Annotated in this window: 15 protein-coding genes; 8 read left to right on the plus strand and 7 right to left on the minus strand. The window is 44.1% G+C overall.

Features of this window, described 5'->3' with window-relative positions:
• Window positions 1–46: 46 nt before the first annotated feature.
• From DVG78_RS23725 to DVG78_RS23735, 3 genes are all read left to right on the plus strand, one after another.
• Complete coding sequence (locus DVG78_RS23725) at window positions 47–766, plus strand: LytR/AlgR family response regulator transcription factor (protein WP_114065762.1); 720 nt, start codon at window positions 47–49, stop codon at window positions 764–766.
• A 111-nt stretch (window positions 767–877) separates the two neighbouring features.
• Window positions 878–3,169: a GH92 family glycosyl hydrolase gene (locus DVG78_RS23730; RefSeq protein WP_114463521.1), complete on the plus strand. Its 2,292-nt coding sequence runs from the start codon at window positions 878–880 to the stop codon at window positions 3,167–3,169.
• An 81-nt stretch (window positions 3,170–3,250) separates the two neighbouring features.
• A complete protein-coding gene (locus tag DVG78_RS23735; protein ID WP_114463522.1) occupies window positions 3,251–4,303 on the plus strand; it encodes a VOC family protein in 1,053 nt (350 codons plus the stop codon).
• Between the two features lie 62 nt (window positions 4,304–4,365).
• On the opposite strand, the gene DVG78_RS23740 is transcribed toward DVG78_RS23735, so the two are convergent.
• Both DVG78_RS23740 and DVG78_RS23745 read right to left on the minus strand, forming a co-directional pair.
• Window positions 4,366–4,908 (minus strand): nuclear transport factor 2 family protein, encoded by a 543-nt coding sequence (locus DVG78_RS23740; protein ID WP_114463523.1) that lies wholly within the window; start codon window positions 4,906–4,908, stop codon window positions 4,366–4,368.
• Between the two features lie 150 nt (window positions 4,909–5,058).
• Window positions 5,059–5,943: an AraC family transcriptional regulator gene (locus DVG78_RS23745; RefSeq protein ID WP_114463524.1), complete on the minus strand. Its 885-nt coding sequence runs from the start codon at window positions 5,941–5,943 to the stop codon at window positions 5,059–5,061.
• A 104-nt stretch (window positions 5,944–6,047) separates the two neighbouring features.
• Between DVG78_RS23745 and DVG78_RS23750 the strand changes: the two genes are divergently transcribed.
• Window positions 6,048–6,404, plus strand: a complete 357-nt coding sequence (locus DVG78_RS23750) for a DUF983 domain-containing protein (RefSeq protein ID WP_114463525.1) — start codon at window positions 6,048–6,050, stop codon at window positions 6,402–6,404.
• Between the two features lie 16 nt (window positions 6,405–6,420).
• Here DVG78_RS23750 and DVG78_RS23755 read toward each other — a convergent pair whose 3' ends face one another.
• The gene (locus tag DVG78_RS23755) at window positions 6,421–7,449 is read right to left on the minus strand and encodes an RluA family pseudouridine synthase (protein WP_114463526.1); all 1,029 of its coding nucleotides are present in this window, start codon (window positions 7,447–7,449) and stop codon (window positions 6,421–6,423) included.
• 84 nt (window positions 7,450–7,533) lie between these two features.
• On the opposite strand from DVG78_RS23755, the gene DVG78_RS23760 reads away from it, so the two are divergent.
• Window positions 7,534–8,496 (plus strand): DUF8428 domain-containing protein, encoded by a 963-nt coding sequence (locus tag DVG78_RS23760; protein WP_114463527.1) that lies wholly within the window; start codon window positions 7,534–7,536, stop codon window positions 8,494–8,496.
• Window positions 8,497–8,726: 230 nt separating this feature from the next.
• The gene (gene infC, locus DVG78_RS23765; protein WP_114065754.1) at window positions 8,727–9,281 is read left to right on the plus strand and encodes a translation initiation factor IF-3; all 555 of its coding nucleotides are present in this window, start codon (window positions 8,727–8,729) and stop codon (window positions 9,279–9,281) included.
• Between the two features lie 168 nt (window positions 9,282–9,449).
• Here the strand turns inward: infC and DVG78_RS23770 are convergent, their stop codons facing one another.
• From DVG78_RS23770 to DVG78_RS23785, 4 genes are all read right to left on the minus strand, one after another.
• The gene (locus DVG78_RS23770; protein ID WP_114463528.1) at window positions 9,450–10,346 is read right to left on the minus strand and encodes an EamA family transporter; all 897 of its coding nucleotides are present in this window, start codon (window positions 10,344–10,346) and stop codon (window positions 9,450–9,452) included.
• 9 nt (window positions 10,347–10,355) lie between these two features.
• On the minus strand, window positions 10,356–11,699 hold the full coding sequence (locus DVG78_RS23775; RefSeq protein ID WP_114463529.1) for a Gfo/Idh/MocA family protein: 1,344 nt from the start codon (window positions 11,697–11,699) through the stop codon (window positions 10,356–10,358).
• 62 nt (window positions 11,700–11,761) lie between these two features.
• Window positions 11,762–12,325 (minus strand): DUF4126 domain-containing protein, encoded by a 564-nt coding sequence (locus tag DVG78_RS23780; protein ID WP_114463530.1) that lies wholly within the window; start codon window positions 12,323–12,325, stop codon window positions 11,762–11,764.
• A 4-nt stretch (window positions 12,326–12,329) separates the two neighbouring features.
• A complete protein-coding gene (locus DVG78_RS23785; protein WP_114463531.1) occupies window positions 12,330–13,184 on the minus strand; it encodes an SMP-30/gluconolactonase/LRE family protein in 855 nt (284 codons plus the stop codon).
• 60 nt (window positions 13,185–13,244) lie between these two features.
• Between DVG78_RS23785 and DVG78_RS23790 the strand changes: the two genes are divergently transcribed.
• Together DVG78_RS23790 and DVG78_RS23795 are read left to right on the plus strand one after the other, a co-directional pair.
• Window positions 13,245–13,865 (plus strand): 3-keto-disaccharide hydrolase, encoded by a 621-nt coding sequence (locus DVG78_RS23790; protein ID WP_114463589.1) that lies wholly within the window; start codon window positions 13,245–13,247, stop codon window positions 13,863–13,865.
• A 189-nt stretch (window positions 13,866–14,054) separates the two neighbouring features.
• Complete coding sequence (locus DVG78_RS23795; RefSeq protein ID WP_114463532.1) at window positions 14,055–15,347, plus strand: DEAD/DEAH box helicase; 1,293 nt, start codon at window positions 14,055–14,057, stop codon at window positions 15,345–15,347.
• The last annotated feature ends 134 nt before the right edge of the window (window positions 15,348–15,481 follow it).

The raw sequence follows: 15,481 nt of genomic DNA on the forward strand, positions 1-15,481 counted from the left end.
AGTCCACTTTTTTGAAGCGTCTAGTATCAATTTTAACTACTAAGTTATGCATAAACTTCGCTGTATTGCCGTTGATGATGAGCCTTTGGCGCTCGAACTTTTGGAAGATAACATCCGCCAGATTCCTTTTATGGAATTGGTGGCAAGCTGCCAAAACGCTTTTGAGGCAATGGATATACTGCACGAACAGAATGCGGATTTGATTTTTTTAGACATTCAAATGCCCGGAATTACGGGTGTCCAATTTTTGAAATCGTTGCAGGGACAGTCGTCGTCTCCTATGGTCATTTTCATCACTGCGTATGAACAATACGCGCTGGAAGGATTTGAACTCGATGTGGTTGACTATTTGCTTAAACCCGTTTCGTTTGAGCGGTTTTTGAAGGCGGCCAATAAGGCATTTGAACTCTTCAAATTACGTCAACAGACGCCCGCCCCTGAGTTATTATCGACGCATTTTTTTGTTAACGCCAATTATGCACTCGTAAAAATTCGTTACGATGAAATCACCTATATCGAAGGGTTGAAGGATTACGTAAAAATCTATCTTACCTCGGCGCGTCATCCGGTTATTACCCGTATGACCCTCAAAGGGATTGAACAAAAATTACCTTCGCACGAATTTATGCGGGTACATAAATCCTACATAGTTTCGTTGGATAAAATTCAGTCGGTGCGTAACCTGAAAATTCACATCGGAGAGGCTATTATCCCCGTAGGTGAGCAATACGTAGAAGAGTTTATGAAATCTATCGGCGAAAACTAAATATTTCCGTTTCTTTGAGGGAATAATCGCCCGAATCAACATAGAGATAAAGGCTTTTTTGAGTATAAAAAAGCCTTTGTCTTTTTTTATGGCTATCATCAATTTTGCCGTATGAACTATCTAAATTTAGCCGCAATTCTTCTTTTACCCTCCCTGTGTTTTGCCCAAAAAAGCCCCATTCAGTACGTCAACCCTTACATTGGGTCAGCCCCTGCGGTTACTGAAAGTGCCCGTCGGCACAGCGAAGGAGCCAGTGAATTGAGGGGGCAAATTTCTCCCGTTATCGGCCATCCGCATGGAATGACCACTTGGACACCCCAAACCCGGTCAACAGAAACCAAATGCATTGCGCCTTACTATTATAACGACCCTAAAATCAACGGATTCCGGGCCTCCCATTGGCTCAACGGCAGTTGCGTTCAGGATTACGGGAGCATGGCGGTTATGCCTGTTTCTGGAAAACTAAAGGTTTTGTCCGACGAAAGAGCTGCCAGTTTTACGCACGCACAAGAGGTGGTTACGCCCGCTTATTATTCCGTTGAACTCCTTGAATCAAAAATCAAAGCCGAACTCACCGCTACCCAACGGGTGGGGCTTTTAAGGTTTACCTTTCGTCAAAAAGAAGCTGCTTATTTAGTTATTGAGCCCAATAGCGACGAAGGCGAAGGCTACGTTGAAATTTTTCCTGAACGCAAGGAAATCGTGGTTTTCAATCCCGTGCACCGGATTTATCAAGGAGCAGGTCAACCCGCAGGATTCAGTGGGTTTTATGTGCTTACTTTCGAGAAACCCTTTAAATCTTACGGGACTTGGAAATCTAACGGTGTTCAACAGTCTGAAAAACAGGCTAAAGGAAATGGACGGCGTGAGAACGTGGGGGCTTACATAGAATTTGAGCCGGAAGAAAATCTCGTCATTAATGTACGGGTTGGGTCATCATTTACTGATTTGGAAGGTGCACGCCGGAATCTTGAGGCCGAACTTTCAACCCTGAATTTTGACCAAATAAAGCAGAAAGCCGAACAGGTTTGGAACCTCGAATTGGGCAAAGTAAAAGTGAAAGGGACTGAGCAGGATAAAACCGTTTTTTATACCGCTTTGTATCACGCCAAACATACGCCGCGTCTTTTTTCGGATGTTGACGGGCGATATCCGGGTTTTGCGGACGACACTCAAATTTATACCGCCAACGGATTTGATTATTACTGTGATTTTAGTCTTTGGGATACCTTCCGGGCGGCCATGCCACTGCACGCGTTGTTGGAGCCACAGCGTACCGGCCACATGATGCAGTCATTGACCAAGAAGGCTGAGCAGGGCGGATGGATGCCCATTTTTCCGTGTTGGAATCAATACACCGCCGCCATGACTGGCGACCACGTGGCTTCGGTCATGGCCGATGCTTACGCCAAAGGAATTCGGAATTTTGATGTTCAGTCGGCCTACCAGTATTTACGTAAGAATGCTTTTGAGGCCAACAAAGACCCCAAAAGTTATGAGTCTGGCAAGGGGAGGAGAGGCATGGAAAGTTATTTAAAATACAATTACATTCCGCTCGAAGATTCGGTTTGGCAGGCTTTTCACAAACGGGAACAGACCTCGCGTACGCTCGAATATTCCTACGATGATTTTTGCCTCAGTACCCTTGCCAAGGCACTAGGCCATACCGAAGATCAAAAAACGTTGTCGTTGCGGGCGGCTAATTTTAAGAACGTCATTGATCCGCAAACTGGCTGGGCGCGCGGAAGGTATACAGATGGTCGTTGGAGCCCTAATTTTAACCCATTTGCCTTAAGGGCCTCGTTTATCACCGAAGGCTCCCCCGCCCAATATACGTGGTTTGTGCCGCATGATGTGGGGGGATTGATGAAAATCATGGGCGGTCGGGCGCCCTTTATCGCTAAATTGGACTCAATGTTTGAAAAAGGATACTACTGGCACGGCAACGAGCCGGGCCATCATACTGCTTATTTGTATTCATACGGCGGCGCTCCTTGGAAAACCCAGCGTTGGGTTCGTCAGCTAATCAAAGAGGAGTACACGGCTGACCCTGGCGGACTCAGCGGCAACGAAGATGGCGGACAGATGTCATCGTGGTTGGTGTTTAGTATGATGGGCTTTTATCCCGTATGCCCCGGAAAACCCGTTTATATTCTGGGGAGCCCGAGTTTCAATGAGCTTTCGGTGACGATGCCGAATGGTACATTGTTCAAAATAATTGCGACGGATAACTCACCTGCCAATGCCTACATTCAGTCGGCTTCGTTGAACGGGAAACCGTTTTCAAAGCCTTATTTAACCCATGAACAACTGACAAAAGGAGGAACGTTGGTGTTGAAAATGGGGCCGAAACCCAATGAGACATGGGGGAACAATGCGCCTGAGTTGTCATCTGATTTTTAAGGTGAACATTCTCATTCTCGACGGACGTATTAAAAAATAATGTAAATTGTCCGGCAATAACTTACTTCCTTTTCTAACAATATGAGCAACCTAATTAGTGGAATCCAGCAAGTGGGCATTGGCGTTCCGAACGCCAATGAAGTGTGGAAATGGTATCGGAAAACGCTGGGATTGAACGTACCCATTTTTAATGATGAAGCAGATGCAAAATTAATGACGAGTTATACCTCAGGGGAGGTACGACGCCGTCATGCCATTATGGCCTTAAATATGGCAGGAGGAGGCGGTGTTGAAATCTGGCAATACAAAAATAGGATTCCTGTAGAGCCTTCGTTTGTTCCTGAATTGGGAGATTTAGGGATTTTTGCCATCAAAATCAAATGCCTTGATGTACCCAAGTTTTATGCGCAATTGGCTGATTCTGAATATAAATCTTCTCCTGAAAACTCGCCTGAACAACGGGCGAATTTTTGGCTGAAAGATTGCCGTGGCAACTTGTTGCAAATTGTACCGAATGAGTCTTGGTTTCGCCCCAACGGCTCGCTTACGGGTGGTGTTTGCGGAGCCATGATTGGCGTGAGTAATATGGAAAAAGCCATTCAGTTTTATGCCAATACCTTGCAGATTGACCAGATTGTGTACGATAAATCGGGGAAATTTGATGATTTTGATTTTGTAGACGCCAAACAACAAAAATTCAGAAGAGTGTTACTTCGTAAAACCCTCGGAGAAACGGGTGCTTTTGGAAAATTATTGGGAGGCATTGAAATAGAATTGGTGCAGGCGCTTGACCGCTCACCACGCAAAATCTTTGAAGACCGTGATTGGGGCGATGCGGGTTTTATTCACTTGTGTTTTGACGCCCTTGATATGAATGCCCTCAAAACGCGTTGCGAAGCCAACGGTTTTCCGTTTACTGTCGACAGTGCCGATTCGTTTGACATGGGCGAGGCGGCGGGGCGCTTTTCATACGTCGAAGACCCTGATGGTACGCTGATTGAATTTGTGGAAACGCACCGCGTGCCGATTCTTAAAAAATTAGGCATTTATTTGAACCTCAAAAAGCGAAAAAAACAAACGCATCTACCTGATTGGATGGTTGCTACGCTGGGTTGGGGCAAAGTGAAAGATTAAAAAAAACGGCTGAGTCCTACTTGTTTTTCAAGATGACTCAGCCGTTTACAATGTTGTTTATCTTATTTCAGGTCTTCGATTGGAATGGGTTGATTGCGGTCCCATAAAGCCGTTACGTTTACAATTTTCCATTTTCCATCTTGCTTTTCCATGATGCGCGTTTCGGTGCTGTGGGTATAGTGCGTCATCTTTTGGTCACTGTTGTACTGGTTCCAAATGAGATACGCTACATCACTGCTAAAAAACTTTACAATCATGTCTTTGCGGACAACTTTGGGGTTGTTGCTTCCGCCAGCCCCCGGCTTGTTGTCTTCAATATATCGTCCAATTTTGTCGTCTACTGCTGCCCACCCGATTTTTGGGTCAAAATAGCCATCTTTACTCCAAACTTGGAACGCATAGTTTGCCTGAACGAAGTTTTCTTTCCAGCAGTTGTAATCACCCTTGAAAAAGCACGAAGTCTCATTTTCAATGGTCTGCATGATAGCTTTTGTTTCCTTTTCTTCATCAATAGGAGTCATGGAAGAATTGGTTTTGCTATCGACATCATTGCAGGCGGTCAAAGCACAAAAAACAATTAACAGGGCAAAAAGTGTTGTTTTCATAAATACATATTTTTTAAATGTAAAGATTATGCACTTACCCTTGTAGCCCGTCAAAGAGCCTTTTTAGTGGCGTTTGACGATGCAATGAATATCTTTTAATTTGTTTACAATTCCAAATAAAGTACAAATTATTTTTGAATTAATACCTTTTTATTGAGAGGCCAAGCGAGTTATTCGTTGTTGGAATTTTTTCGGAGATTCGCCCACATATTTTTTGAAGAGTCGAATAAAGTAGGAGTAATCATCGTACCCAAGTTCGTCGGCCACGGCTGATACGGTCAAGTCGTTGTAAATCAGCATTCTTTGCGCCTCTATCATCACCCTTTTCAGAATCAAATCTCCCGTGGTTTGATGAAGGGTTTCTTGACAGATTCGGTTTAGATGCCGCGTGGTCATGTGCATCAAATCTGCGTATTCGTTGGGAAGCTTTTTAGTTTTATAGTGGGTATCAATCAATTTTTCCAGCTGCTTCGTTCGAGCATAGTGCCCGTGTTGGTTGTTGACTTTCAAACTTTCTTCTTTATATAACCGCGCAAGTTGTATATACACCATGTCAATCAATGAAACCAGTTGGGCATATTTGTAAGGTAAATTTCCTTGATGCTCCTCAAAAATCTCCTTGAATAGCGTTTCGAAACGCAATACCTCCTGCGCTTCGAGGTAAATCACCGGGTAATTGGTTTGCAGATAGAAGAAAGGAAAATGGTCCAACTTTCGGGTAAGGTAGACGTCATTATAAAAAGCCTGTGTATGAAAAAAGACGTACCCCTGCACATCTTCTGACAGCTCCCAACTGTGGACTTGTCCGGGCGTGAGCAAAAAAACGCTCCCCGCCCGAACATCGTAGGTATTGAAATCAATGTTGTGCAACCCCTTGCCTGCGGTAAACAACACGGTAATAAATGTACTGTGTTTGTGCGGGGTATTGACAAATCGGTGGCTTTCGAGGTGCGTTTTTAATTCATTGGCATAAAAAGAATGGACCATTCCTGATTCCAAAAAGGCATTAATGCCATAAATGGGTAGTTGTTTCATGAGAAAAATAAATAATGTCTGAATAGTCCTGTTTTTGGCTACAAATATGCGTCATTAAAACCATTTGTTGGTTTTAATTTTGTATTATAAAAAATAGAACAACCATGTCTCTCATTCATTTAACGCAAAATAAATGCCCCAAATGTCATCAGGGGCAAGTGTTTAATACCACAAACTTGTTTAGTTTCAGACCCGCAAAGATGCAGGAGGAGTGTTCGCATTGCCGTCAAAATTTCAGCAAAGAGCCAGGCTTTTATTGGGGTGCCATGTACGTGAGTTATGGATTAGCTACATTGGAAATGGCGCTGGCCTACGTTTTGTTGATTTCAATCGGGATTGATGCTTTTGATTTCTTAAATCTTGCGGTTTGTATTGCCCTTGTGCTGGTGCTTTTTCCGTTTAATTTCCGAATGGCACGACTGATATGGCTCTATCTTTTTACCAATTTGATAGAGTCATAATAGTAGAAAAACTTCGTTATTCAGCGGCGAATTTTTCCCATTTGGCCAAAACGGCCATAAAGTCTTCTGGTAATTCTGATTCAAACTGCATCCATTGTTTGGTACGGGGGTGTTCAAATCCGAGGGATTTGGCGTGCAGTGCTTGGCGCGGCATGAGTTGAAAACAATTCTCGACAAAGGCCCGGTAGCTGCCGCTCGTAGTGCCGCGCAAAATCTTGTCGCCGCCGTAGACTGAATCACTAAAAAGCGGATGACCAATGTGCTGAAAATGCGCCCTGATTTGGTGGGTACGGCCCGTTTCCAGATTACACTGAACCAGTGAAGTATACTTAAAAGATTGCAATACTTTGTAGTGCGTTATGGCGTGTTTTCCCTGACTTCCATCCTCGTACACATCCATTACTTTACGGTCGCGGGCGCTGCGGCCAACGTGCCCTACGATTGTTCCTGCGGTTTCTTTGGGTTCTCCCCACACCAACGCTTGATAGGTACGCTCGGTGGTGTGTTCGAAAAATTGACGGGCAATGTGCGCCATGGCATATTCAGTTTTGGCAATGACCAATAGCCCCGAAGTATCTTTATCAATGCGGTGAATCAGCCCAGGCCTTGCTTCGCCGTTTCTACCCGTGGGTAAATGTTGAAAATGATACACCAGCGCGTTGACTACCGTTCCAGACCAGTTGCCGTAAGCCGGGTGAACGACCATTCCGGCGGGTTTGTTGAGCACCAAAACCTCATCATCTTCGTACACAATGTTTAGCGGTATATTTTCGGCCACAATGTCAGTTTCGCGCGGAGGATGCGGCATCGACACCGTTATGATGTCAAACGGTTTGACTTTATAACTTGATTTTACTGCGTTCTCATTGACCTTAACCGACTCGGTTTCAATGGCATTTTGGAGTTTGGTACGTGTAACATTTGAAAGGTGATGTTTGAGGTATTGGTCAATCCTCATCAGGGTTTGCCCACGGTCCACAACGATTCGGTGATGTTCATATAATTCATCTTCTTCGTCGGTTGTAAGCAATTGATTTTCCGTCATTGAAATATTTTTTTAAATTTCGCAATAATTTCCTGAGAATTGCGTTTCTTGGGCTGATAACTACTCTTAATAATTGATTAACTTATGGACTACAACCAAGGACAAAAGAAAGATCGTAAAAGCCTACTTCTAGCTGCATTGGCAATTTTGGCCCTTCTAAACGTGGTTCTTATCTATTTCTTTTACAAAGAACGGGAAAAGAACAAAGAACAAGAAACTGTAATTGCCGCCAAGACCGAAGAAGTGGTAGCTGCAAAAATGAAACTTGACTCCATTTCAGCCCAATTGGATGCAAAAATAGCTGAAATTCAGCAGTTGGGTGGCCAAGTTGATTCATTGGTATCATTGAAACAACAACTTGAAAAGGATAAAGCAGCTCTAAGAAATGCTTCAAGTGCTGCATCTGTAGATATTTCTAAATACAAACAGAAAATCGCCAACTATGAAGCTATCTTGGTCCAAAAAGACTCTGATATTGCTAAGTTGAAGGAAGAACTAGGAATTGTAACGGCTCAAAACCAAGAACTTAGTTCGAAAGTTACGGGGCTAGAAGGAGAAAAAGCCTCGTTGCAGAGAACCTACGAAGATTCGGTTGGTCAGTTGAGTACCAAAAACCGTGAGTTAGCAGAAAAAGTAACGATTGCATCGGCACTGAAAGCTGAAAAGATTGCGGTAAACGCCGTTTCTTCCAAAGGAAAAGAACGCGATGGTGGAGCTTATCGAGCGAAACGCATCGACAAACTCAAAGTTGATTTTGACCTTGCGGCCAATCCTATTTCACCCAACGGAGAGCGTGAAGTTTACCTCCGCATCCTTGACCCCGAAGGTGCCGTGATGGCCGATATGGCTACTGGTTCGGGTACTTTTGTGTACTCAGGCCGTGAAACAGTCTATACTGCAAAACAAACCTTGAATTACAGCAACGAAGGCTCGCAGGGCTCTATCATCTACTCACGTGGTGGAATTCCGCTTAAAAAAGGCGAACACACGATTGAGTTGTATTGCCAAGGATTTAGAATTGGTTCAACTACCTTCAAAGTTCGATAGGCTTTTGGTTTAATAATAGTGCCGTAAGAGTTAATGGTTAACGAGTTAAGCCCTATATTCTTAACTTATTATCCATTAACTCTTAACTTTTTTAGGACTAACCCCTTAATAATCACATTTAAACGTTATTTTTGTAGATAAGTAAACTTTTTTGCGCGAAATCTTGTAGAACTTTCAACAATTTACTAGTTTTCGCATCAAACATAAAACTATCATAATTTAAGTACTGAATGGCTCAACAACAACGCAGACCTTTTCGACCCGTTAGACAAGAAGAACCGTACCGCATCAATGAACGTATCCGCGTCCCCCAAGTTCGTTTAGTTGGTGAAAATGTCCCCCAAGGTATATACGATATTCAACAAGCTATAAAGTTTGCGGAAGAACAAAACCTTGATTTGGTAGAGATTTCGCCCAATGCAGTTCCGCCCGTTTGTAAAGTAATTGACTATTCCAAGTTCAAATACGAACAAAAGAAAAAGCAGAAAGAAATCAAGGCCAATGCCCAAAAAGTAGTCATCAAAGAGATTCGCTTCAGCCCCACAACTGACGATCACGATTATGATTTCAAATTGAAGCATGCCATCAACTTTCTGAAAGAAGGAGCTAAAGTAAAGGCTTATGTGCAGTTTTCAGGTCGTGAAATTGTGTTCAAAGACCAAGGTTACAAGCTTTTGGAACGATTTGCCAAAGCATTGGAAGAAATTGGGAAAGTCGAACTTGAACCAAAACTCGAAGGAAAACGCATGAGCATGATTTTGACTCCCAAGGCAATCAAAAAATAGTCTCTTGTGAATATAATTTTCAATTGAAGAAAGCTGTTCTTTGCTTTCACTTTTGCAAAGATGATAAATAAAGCATTGACCACAGATTTTTCTGTAGTCAATGCTTTTCCTGTTTTTGATGTACGAATCTTATAGACTCGCTTTTTTGTGTTGAAAAGTAGAGGGTTTTTACTTGTACAAGATAATCAATACAGCCCCAACGACCATTACAGCAGCCCCAGCGAGTTTGCGCCATAACTGTTTTTCTTCAAAAAACTGCACCCCAAACAACACACTCACCAAGGCTGATACCTGAAACAGCGCCAAGGCGTAACTCACCTGAATGCCTTCAAATGCATAATTGGTTGAAAGTTGCATCAACCCCGATGAAAGCCCGAGCGCCAAGAAATACCACTTATATTTTTTTAGAATACGAAAGTGGGGACGAAAAGACGTATTTTTTTGGGTATAAAGGAACGCCCCGAAAGAAAACAAGAAACCGCCGATGCACCAAGAAACAAAAGCAAGGTTGGCGTTGGTGGCAACAATGATTTTTTTGAGATAAAGCGCGTCGATGGCGGATAAAAATAAGGCCAAAAAACGGTATTGCACATCCTTTTGTTTGAATACAGCCCAACTGATACCATTCGTTGAAGAAGGTTGACTGATGACAAAGTAACTGCCCGCAATAATCAATAACATCCCCCCAATACCCCAAGCATTGGGGATTTCACCCAATAAAAATAATCCAAATACGAGACTTACTAAGGCTTTATAGGCATTGATAGGCCCCAGAACCGACAAGTCGCCCCGGTGGAGTGATTTGACCAGAAAATAGTTGCCAGCTACGCCTAACGCGTTAAAAATGATGGAGTTATACCAAAATGAAATTGGTAAATTTTTTGGGAGATTAGGCAAAAGATAAAATAGACAACCGATGCTCAAAATCCCGTAGGTACTGGTAACCACAAAAAGGGGATGGGCTTGGCGCTGGGTTAGGTACTTTTGGAAAACGTTAGATACTGGGTTTACCAAGATCCTAACCCCAATCGCCAAGGCGGTAGTAGATATTAAAAATAAAAGCATTTGCTTTTTCTACGTCAATTTGAGGTTTTTAGGGTCCCAATTCACCACTTTTTTCTCAAAATAACTTTTGTTGCAGGCCAACACAGGAGCGGCCGCTCGGAATCCGAAAAGTGGGTCTTCGACAACCGGGGTGTTATTTAATATCCCTTCAAAGAAGTTTGCAAAGTGGTTTTTGTGCGCGTCATCTTCTTTAGGTGCGTCAAAAAGTACTTCTTTGACGGGTTCTGGCGTACGCGTTTCGGTGGGGTACTTAGCATCATAAGCGGCGAGGTATTCCTGTTGTTGTGCGTTTGAAAACGTACCAAAGCTCTCACCGTTACCGTATCCTGGAGCGGCGGCGAGTTTACGTTTGGTTAAAGTAAGAGAGTTTCCGCCAAACGTAATTTCACCTTCGTTACCCACAATGCGGGTCACGTTTTTGATAGAGCCCGCGTTGGCAAAATTGACCCTCAACACCATCTGAAAGGAGTCTAATTTGCCCATGGCAGGGTATTCCATGGTGGCGACCATAACGTCGGGCACGTCGCGGCCGTCTTTCCAGTAGGAGAGTTGTCCTGACGAAAAAATACGATTAGGACCCAACGAGCCCGTCACGAAGTGAACGCCCGTAATGAGGTGGATAAACAAATCGCCTGCTACGCCCGTACCGTAGTCGCGGTAGTTGCGCCAGCGGAAAAAGCGTACGGGGTCAAAAGCCCGTTTGGGGGCATCTCCCAAAAATGTCTCCCAATCAATGGTTTTGAGAGAGGCATCGGAAGGAATGGAATATTGCCAAGCCCCAATGGCGTTGAAACGGTCGTTTGTTGATTCAATAAAATTAATCATGCCGATGTCGCCCGCTTCTACGAGTCGTTTGGCTTCCTTAAAAGCTGCCCCGCTGATGCGTTGACTGCCTACTTGCATCACTTTACCAGCTGCTTTGGCGGCGGCAATGACCGCCGCTCCCTCTTCGATGTGTTGCACCATTGGTTTTTCACAATAGACGTGCTTGCCCTTTTTGAGGGCCGCAATCGAAATACGGTCATGCCAGTGGTCGGGCGTAACGATGAGTACCGCATCGACGTCTTTGCGTTCGAGTACTTCGCGATAGTCGCGGGTCGTAACTACATGATTCCCAAATACTTCTTTGGCGTGGGTTAGGCGTCCATCGTATAAGTCAGCCACGGCTACCAATTCACACATTCCAGTGCGCAGTGCGGCGTTGGTATCCGAAAATCCCTGAATTCCCATCCCGATAGTGGCAATACGGATTTTATTGTCGTTCAGGCTTTTGATGATATTAAAATGAGGGACGGCGGTTGAGGCAGTAACAGCACCTAATTGTTTGACGAAGGTGCGGCGGTCAGTTTTCATATTCAATGGGTCTAAAGGTGAATCGGGGTTGGTAAAATAGATAGCTTGTAACTAAAAGGTAATCATGTTGTTGCCTTACTTTTTCGATGAATGATTTTTCGTAAAAGCCATCCTATAAATAGAACAACTAACACAAACGCAATGAGGGGAAACCAAAACGTAAAAAAAGTGAAGAAAACGGATAGTATATTCTCAAACGTAGCCACAACGGGATTGGCCATTCCACCGCTAAACTTTGTGGAAGCCAACCGAACCATGCTCGTGCCAGCCTGAATAAATCCAGCCGTGCCACCGCCCATGATGAGTCCGAGTCCCCAGTGCAAAACGGGGTTGTCAATCTCAACAAACGAAGTAGTCAACAGCGTACCTGCGGCAAAAGCGGCGGGTGTAGCAATGGTATCCAGTAGATTATCGACCCAAGGAATATAATATCCGCCAATTTCTAGCACAGTAGCGGTGGCTAAAATCCCAATGGCGGTCCAAGTACCCATCCATTCAAAGCCCGTGGTGACATCGGCCAAATCAAAGTGAACCGCCAAACTACTCAGCAGAAGTGGTACAAACACCCGAAATCCCGAACAGGCGGCCAAACCAACGCCTAAACAAAGGCTGAGGAAGATTTCCATACTTTTACTTTATGGTATACGCCGTCACCGTATTCTTGTAAAAATTGGGAATAAGGACCGTTTTTGTTTGTGGAATATAGCCGAAGTCGGCGGTGTTGACCTGAGGATTTTTGCTGTCAATAAGTTTCCAAACTTTACCATCTGGTTTTACATAATAAACCTCCCCGTGCCAGCACGAAATCAGGTAATCATCGCCGTAGCGAAGGATTCCGTCGGCGGTTTTGTTGGCCATGGCCCACGAGGTGTATTTTTTGGTGACATAATCCATCTTCCAGAGGTTTCCTGAGCCCGCCGAAGCCACAATGAGTTGGTCTTTTTCGGCAAAAACCCCGTTGGGCCCCTGCAAATTGGGGTCATCCAAAAACAATTCCATTTTGCCGTCGGCGTAGCGGTAGAGTTTATGACCGCGCGAATCACTGACAAACACTTCGCCTTTCGGACTTACGCTTACGTCGTTGAGCATGATTGAATTAACGGCGGCGTGTCGATTGAGGATTTTGCCCGTTTTTAAATCAATTTCTACCAAGTCTTTCAAGTCGGCCACAAAAAGCGAATTTTTAAGAATACCCATGCCTTTGGGGTCGTTGAGTCCCGTAACCCATTGCAGGGTTTTGATTTTGCCATCGGTGCTCAAAACTGAAATAAAACCGTCACCGTCAGGGTTTTCAACGTTGACTTTATTCATGTTGGCGACAAAAAGCCGTTTTCCCTGCGGGTCATATTGTACTGATTCTGGCGTACGCAATAACGTATCAGATTTCCATAGTTGATTCAAACTGACAGGGGCGCTGTCTTGAGAAAAAGCGGGATTAAAGAGACAATAACTGACAAGGCTAAGAATAAAAATGTAAGTTTTCACGGTAAATAACGTTTAGTGGTGACTTAATTTATGAAATTAAACACTTTATTTTTAAAAGCAATGAAGTTATCTAAACTACGCGTCTATCTATTGTTAACGGTTCCATGCTGTTTGCTCGCTTTTTCTACGTTGGCTCAAAAGAAGGAAAAGCTTTTTAACGGCAAGGATTTGACAGGCTGGAAAATTTATGGAACCGAAAAATGGTTCGTTGAAAAGGGAGAACTGGTGTGCGAAAGCGGTCCTGACAAAGGTTACGGTTATTTGGCGACCGAAAAGACCTACAAAAACTTTGAGCTGAGTGTGGATTTCAAACAGGGAGCCAACGGCAACAGCGGTGTATTTATCCGTTCTAACATCGCAGATGGCAGCACCAAAATTAGCGGATGGCAGGTAGAAGTGGCTCCGCCAAACCACGATACGGGCGGTATTTATGAATCTTATGGCCGAGGCTGGATTATTCAAATCCCTGATGAAAAAGAAGGGTTTTTGAAATTCGGCGAGTGGAACACCCTTAAAATTCGCGCCGAAGGAGCGCGGGTACAAACTTGGCTCAACGGACACGAGATGGTCGACCTGACCGACGAAAAACTGGGGGCGGGAAATGGCTCCATCGCACTCCAAATCCACGACGGTGGTGGAATAAAAGTAAACTGGAAAAACTTGGTAATTAAGCCGTTATAGTGTTTTAGGGGGGTAGATATTTTTATCTCATCCCAAAAAGCGTTATCTTTGAACGCAATTCGCAGAAAGACCTTCCATCTCCGGGTAACTTTGCCTGTAAGATATGGAAGGTTTTTTTTATAAAACAGTACCTAATGCTGATCTGCTCCGTCCTAACTTTTGATTTGGCAGGTCGTTTATCACATTCTTATGACATTTGATTCATTAAATTTAATAGAGCCGATTCTGAGGTCAATAAAAACAGAAGGCTACACTACCCCCACACCCATACAAGAACAAGCCATTCCGATCGTACTTGAAGGAAAAGACCTGTTGGGATGCGCCCAAACAGGAACTGGCAAGACGGCGGCTTTTGCCATTCCCATTCTTCAGTTGTTGGTGCAGCGCCAAACACACGCTACGCGCCGCGAAAAGCGCACCATCAAGGCACTTATTTTGACCCCTACCCGTGAGTTAGCCATTCAAATCGGTGAAAGCTTTGCGGCCTATGGCCGTCATACGGGATTAAAACATACCGTGATTTTTGGTGGGGTAAAACAATTACGTCAAACGGATTCTCTGCAAAACGGCGTTGATATTTTGATTGCTACCCCGGGTCGTTTGATTGACCTGATGGCGCAGCGTTTTGTAAGTTTAAAGCACCTAGAAATCTTCGTGTTGGATGAAGCCGACCGGATGCTTGATATGGGTTTTGTCCACGATGTTCGGAGAATCATCGCCGTGATTCCTCCCCAACGTCAATCTTTGTTCTTTTCGGCAACAATGCCGCCCGAAATTGTAAAGCTGGCCGACACCATTTTGGTTAAACCCGAAAAAGTAGAAGTGACGCCCGTTTCTTCAACCGTTGATATCATTCAACAATCCGTGTTTTTTGTCGATAAAGACAATAAAAACGCGTTGTTGCTCCATATTTTGGAAGATAAATCCATTGAAACAGCCTTGGTTTTTACGCGTACAAAGCACGGTGCCGACAAAGTTGTGAAAGTTCTTTTGCGGCATGAGATTAAGGCAGAAGCCATTCACGGTAATAAATCGCAGAATGCCCGTCAAAATGCGTTGAACAACTTCAAAGAAAAAACCACCCGGGTGCTGGTGGCAACCGACATTGCCGCTCGCGGAATAGACGTGGATGAATTGGCGTACGTGATTAATTTTGAGATTCCAGAGATTCCCGAAACTTACGTGCACCGGATTGGACGCACGGGTAGGGCAGGAGCCAAAGGCACCGCCTATTCGTTTTGTGACAATGAAGAAAGAGGTTCGTTGAAAGATATTCAGAAACTGATTGCTAAGGTGATTCCGGTGGTGGAAGAGCATCCTTTTCCCTTGAGTCAGAAGCCCGGAAACGAAGCCCCCAAGCCGCACAACGTCGCTAGAGGTAATCGTCCGAGTCGACCGAATTCGCATTCACAAAATCAGTCCAAGCCTTCGGGCGCAACGGCTGACCGGGATAAGAAGCCTTGGTTTAAGAGAAGTAGATAAAAACTTGCCCCTTCTCATTTCTGGAGAAGAGGATATATTTCTTCTATTGTAGATAACACAAAACCGCCTCAGTAAGAGGCGGTTTTGTGTTATCTACAAGGGTAAATATGCGCTAAAAATGCATCAATAGCCAT

The sequence above is a fragment of the Runella aurantiaca genome (assembly GCF_003339505.1).
Taxonomy (GTDB): Bacteria; Bacteroidota; Bacteroidia; order Cytophagales; family Spirosomataceae; genus Runella; species Runella aurantiaca.

Coding starts and splice junctions, on each gene's coding strand:
- DVG78_RS23775 (WP_114463529.1), bottom strand. CDS start 11,699: ATGAAAACTGACCGCCGCACCTTCGTCAAACAATTAGGTGCTGTTACT.
- DVG78_RS23780 (WP_114463530.1), bottom strand. CDS start 12,325: ATGGAAATCTTCCTCAGCCTTTGTTTAGGCGTTGGTTTGGCCGCCTGT.
- DVG78_RS23795 (WP_114463532.1), top strand. CDS start 14,055: ATGACATTTGATTCATTAAATTTAATAGAGCCGATTCTGAGGTCAATA.
- DVG78_RS23730 (WP_114463521.1), top strand. CDS start 878: ATGAACTATCTAAATTTAGCCGCAATTCTTCTTTTACCCTCCCTGTGT.
- DVG78_RS23770 (WP_114463528.1), bottom strand. CDS start 10,346: ATGCTTTTATTTTTAATATCTACTACCGCCTTGGCGATTGGGGTTAGG.
- DVG78_RS23725 (WP_114065762.1), top strand. CDS start 47: ATGCATAAACTTCGCTGTATTGCCGTTGATGATGAGCCTTTGGCGCTC.
- DVG78_RS23745 (WP_114463524.1), bottom strand. CDS start 5,943: ATGAAACAACTACCCATTTATGGCATTAATGCCTTTTTGGAATCAGGA.
- DVG78_RS23750 (WP_114463525.1), top strand. CDS start 6,048: ATGTCTCTCATTCATTTAACGCAAAATAAATGCCCCAAATGTCATCAG.
- DVG78_RS23790 (WP_114463589.1), top strand. CDS start 13,245: ATGAAGTTATCTAAACTACGCGTCTATCTATTGTTAACGGTTCCATGC.
- DVG78_RS23740 (WP_114463523.1), bottom strand. CDS start 4,908: ATGAAAACAACACTTTTTGCCCTGTTAATTGTTTTTTGTGCTTTGACC.
- DVG78_RS23760 (WP_114463527.1), top strand. CDS start 7,534: ATGGACTACAACCAAGGACAAAAGAAAGATCGTAAAAGCCTACTTCTA.
- DVG78_RS23735 (WP_114463522.1), top strand. CDS start 3,251: ATGAGCAACCTAATTAGTGGAATCCAGCAAGTGGGCATTGGCGTTCCG.
- DVG78_RS23755 (WP_114463526.1), bottom strand. CDS start 7,449: ATGACGGAAAATCAATTGCTTACAACCGACGAAGAAGATGAATTATAT.
- infC (WP_114065754.1), top strand. CDS start 8,727: ATGGCTCAACAACAACGCAGACCTTTTCGACCCGTTAGACAAGAAGAA.